The 3,522-nt window shown below is 69.5% G+C and carries 4 protein-coding genes and 1 pseudogene; 1 reads left to right on the top strand and 4 read right to left on the bottom strand.

Features of this window, described 5'->3' with window-relative positions; all coding sequences use genetic code 11:
* A partial coding sequence (locus tag VFZ39_RS14405) for an HNH endonuclease signature motif containing protein (protein WP_330866466.1) occupies positions 1 to 355 on the top strand: 355 nt, incomplete at its 5' end.
* 40 nt (positions 356 to 395) lie between these two features.
* Here VFZ39_RS14405 and VFZ39_RS14400 read toward each other — a convergent pair.
* The 4 genes and pseudogenes from VFZ39_RS14400 to VFZ39_RS14385 form a co-directional block, all read right to left on the bottom strand.
* A complete protein-coding gene (locus VFZ39_RS14400) occupies positions 396 to 1,688 on the bottom strand; it encodes an RNA polymerase sigma factor (RefSeq protein ID WP_330866465.1) in 1,293 nt (430 codons plus the stop codon).
* A 23-nt stretch (positions 1,689 to 1,711) separates the two neighbouring features.
* Positions 1,712 to 2,086, bottom strand: a complete 375-nt coding sequence (locus VFZ39_RS14395) for a hypothetical protein (protein WP_330866464.1) — start codon at positions 2,084 to 2,086, stop codon at positions 1,712 to 1,714.
* Between the two features lie 103 nt (positions 2,087 to 2,189).
* On the bottom strand, positions 2,190 to 3,086 hold the full coding sequence (locus tag VFZ39_RS14390; RefSeq protein ID WP_330866463.1) for an LLM class flavin-dependent oxidoreductase: 897 nt from the start codon (positions 3,084 to 3,086) through the stop codon (positions 2,190 to 2,192).
* A gap of 231 nt (positions 3,087 to 3,317) precedes the next feature.
* Positions 3,318 to 3,522 (bottom strand): annotated as a pseudogene (locus VFZ39_RS14385) (hypothetical protein); the annotation flags it as partial.

The following is a 3,522-nucleotide window of genomic DNA, read 5'->3' as shown; positions in this document are numbered from 1 at the left end:
CCTGATCCGGGTGCTGCTCGACGCCGAGGGGTGCCCGCTCGATGTGGGCCGCACCCGACGGCTGGTCACCCCCGCGATCTGGACCGCGCTGGTCGCCCGCGACCGGCACTGCGCCTTCCCCGGCTGCACCCGGCCACCGGTGATGGGCCACGCCCACCACATCCGCCACTGGATCAACGGCGGCGCCACAGCGCTGGAGAATCTGGTGCTGCTGTGTGGCCACCCTCACCGCACCCTCCACCACACCCCCTGGCAGGTCCGGCTCGCCGACGACGGCAAACCCGAGTTCCTGCCACCACCCAAACCCGGACACCCACCCCCGGACTGGATCCGACACCGACACCGACAGGAGTAACTCGGCAAGGCGTGCGCTCACATGGCGAACGGTGAGCCCTTCACTTCGAGTTCGACACGCGCGTCAGGTTGAGTTCGGCCCTACGGTGCAGGACTGCGCGCTCACTCTCATTCCTGGTGCGCGCGGCCGCCTCGGCGAACGCCTCGCCGGCCTGTGCGTGAAGCCCTGCCCGTTCGAGCAGGTCTCCGCGCACGCTCGGCACGAGCGGTGAGTCGCCGAGGGCGCCCGCGTCCAGCTCCTCCAGCACGGCAAGTCCCGCATCGGCGCCGAACGCCCGCCCGTGCGCGACGGCCCGGTTCACCTCGACGGTCGGCCCCGGGGCTGCGTCGGCCAGGACGTCGTACAGAGTCGCGATCCGGCGCCAGTCCGTGTCATCGGCCCTGCCGGCGCGCGCGTGCTGCGCGGCGATGGAGGCCTGCAGGAAGTACTTCCCGACCGGCTTCCCACCCGCGGCGAGCACCTCGGCCTCCCCCAGGGCAGCCATCCCGCGCCGGATCAGCAGCTGGTCCCAACGCTTGCGGTTCTGGGCCTCCAGCAGAATCGGAGCGCCGTCCTCATCGAGGCGGGCGTCCATCCGCGACCCCTGGAGCTCCAGCAGCGCCTGCAGCGCGAGCACCTCGGGCTCGTCCGGTGCGAGTGCGGACAGCATGCGCGCGAGCCGGATCGCCTCGTGCGCCAGGTCGGGGCGCATCCAGTCCTCGCCGGCGGTGGCGGTGTAGCCCTCGTTGAAGATCAGGTAGATCACGGCCATGACGTCGTCGAGGCGCCGGGTCCGCTCCGGACCCGTAGGCAGTTCGAACTCGACGCGGGCCTCGGACAGCGTCTTCTTGGCGCGCGAGATGCGCTGCCCCATCGCGCTTTCGCTGGTCAGGAACGCGCGGGCGATCTCGGCGGTGGTCAGCCCTCCCACCAGACGCAGCGTCAGCGCGGCCCGGGACTCGGGGGTCAGGGAGGGGTGGCACGAGAGGAAGATGAGCCGCAGGACGTCGTCCTCGATGTAGTCGACCTGGGCGTCGAGGTCGGGCATCTCCACCTCCTCTCTCCCACCGGCGCGTCGGAGGTCCGCGACCTTGCGCCGAAGGTTGTCGGCGCGCCGGAAGTGATCGATGCCGCGCCGCTTCGCTGTGGTCAGCAGCCACGCGGCCGGGTTCTCCGGCACGCCAGCCGTGGGCCACTGCTCGAGCGCGGCCACGAGTGCGTCCTGTGCCAGGTCCTCGGCGAGGCCCACGTCACGGGTCATCCGGGTGAGAGCGCCGACGAGGCGGGCCGACTCGGCCCGCCACACGGCGACGATGGCCGCGCTCGGATCGTCCGTACTCGACTCTGCCGGCACGAAGCCAGCCTAGTGAGTCACGTTCAGGCGCCAGGCGCCTCCGGACCCGTGGAGATCTGGCGCAGGGTCGAGATCACGGTGACTTCGGGCCAGTACTTCGCGTGGAGCTCGGCGAACTCCCGTTGATCGGCCACGGCGTCCTCGACGGTGTCGTACTGCAGGATGGCCCAGCCGCCGACGACCTCCTTCGCCTCGGCGTACGGTCCGTCCACCCGACTGACCTCGCCTTGGCGGACCACGAAGTTCACGGCGTCCTCAGTGCCGTAGAGCCCGCCACCGTCGAGGAACACTCCCTTGGCGACACGCTCGCTGATGTGGTCGTCCATGGCGTCGAACAGCGCCTGCGGCGGCGTGCCGACACCCTCTTCCATCCTCACGAATCCCATGAAACGCGGCATTCCGATCACTCCTACTGGTTGCTGGGGCGTGGCTTTCGCACGTACGTCGAACGGCTGCGGAGCTCTTCGACATCGACTCTGAGATTTCTCCCGATTGCTCGGTTCAACGGTCGAGGTCGGCCAGCACCGCCCCGATCATGTCAATGCTCTCGGCGGTGATCGGGTCCAATACGAGCTGTAGGTGCATCGCGCCTGCGGCCGCCACCCCCCGGATGTGCTGCCCGAGGTCGTCGGGGGTGACCGTGGTGACGCTGGCGTCGTATGTCTCACCCATCAACCGGCCGCGACCGCCGGGAAGCGTGACCAGGACCGCGGCGCTCGCGTCGACGCTCCGCCCCACCGGCATGACCGCGTCGACGTCGGCCTTGACCTGGGCGAACCTCTCGACCGAGTTGCCGTAGACGCTCCACCAGACGTTCCAGGAGTCGACGACCGGCAGCCCGATGCTCAGCATGCGAGGGCTGTTCGACCCCAGCATGATCGGCGGCCCGCCTTCTCGGACCGGGCGAGGGTCCAACACGCAGTCGTCGACGTCGTGGAACTGGCCGTGGAAGGTGGTCCGGCCCTCGCGCAGCAGCGGCGCGATGATCGCCAGCGCCTCCTCGAAGCGCGAGACGCGTCGGTCGTAGGGGAAACTGAAGGCGTCGAACTCACGTCGGTTCCAGCCCGCGCCGAGTCCCAGGATCAGCCTGCCCTGCGAGATCGCGTCCACCGTCGCGGCCTGCTTGGCCAGCATCGCGGGAGCGTGGAACCCCGTCGACGCCACGAGCGGCCCGATCTCCACCCGTTCCGTCGCCGTTGCGATCGCGGCGAGAGTGGTCCATGCCTCGTACGGACCGCGGGTCGACCCGTCCGGCAGGTCATAGACGAGGTGGTCGCCTACCCAGATCGAGTCGAACCCGGCCGACTCTGCGCGCCGCGCAAGGTCGAGGTACTCCGGCCACGGCACGAACCTCTCCACTTCGGGCAGCTGGACACCGACCTTGCAGGGGCGCGTCATGAGCCCCAATCTAGGCACCGCTCCGATCACGAAAGTGGACGCACGCCAAGGGGAAGCGGGAGTCCTCCCATGATGACCTGTTGGGGGCTTCCGAGCAGTAAGGGGTTCTTGGAGAGCTCATCGTCCACCACCAGCAGGTCGGCGGCGCATCCCGCGGCGAGCCGGCCATGGTGCGGCGTCGACCGGGCTGGCACCTCACTGGCCCAAGTGGCAGCACTTGCCGCTGATTGCCTATGGCCGACTCGTGGCGTGTTGACTCACAGCCGCGTGATCCTCCTCGCGGGTACGCATCGTGCCCTGGCCGGTCGCGATCCGCTGGCGCAAGCTCTCGGTGATGTAGTGCCGCCACGCGTCGTGGCAGACGTCGAAGCACTCATCGGACCGCCCGAGGCCCTCGTGAGTGAAAGTCACCCGCGTCTGGCCGTCGTGGGAGGCG

The sequence above is a fragment of the Nocardioides sp. genome, assembly GCF_036374615.1.
GTDB lineage: Bacteria > Actinomycetota > Actinomycetes > Propionibacteriales > Nocardioidaceae > Nocardioides.
This window is presented reverse-complemented; position numbering and strand designations above follow the sequence as displayed.

Excerpts from the sequence above, each read along its gene's own strand:
- VFZ39_RS14395 (WP_330866464.1), bottom strand. The coding sequence starts at position 2,086 with ATGCCGCGTTTCATGGGATTCGTGAGGATGGAAGAGGGTGTCGGCACG.
- VFZ39_RS14390 (WP_330866463.1), bottom strand. The coding sequence starts at position 3,086 with ATGACGCGCCCCTGCAAGGTCGGTGTCCAGCTGCCCGAAGTGGAGAGG.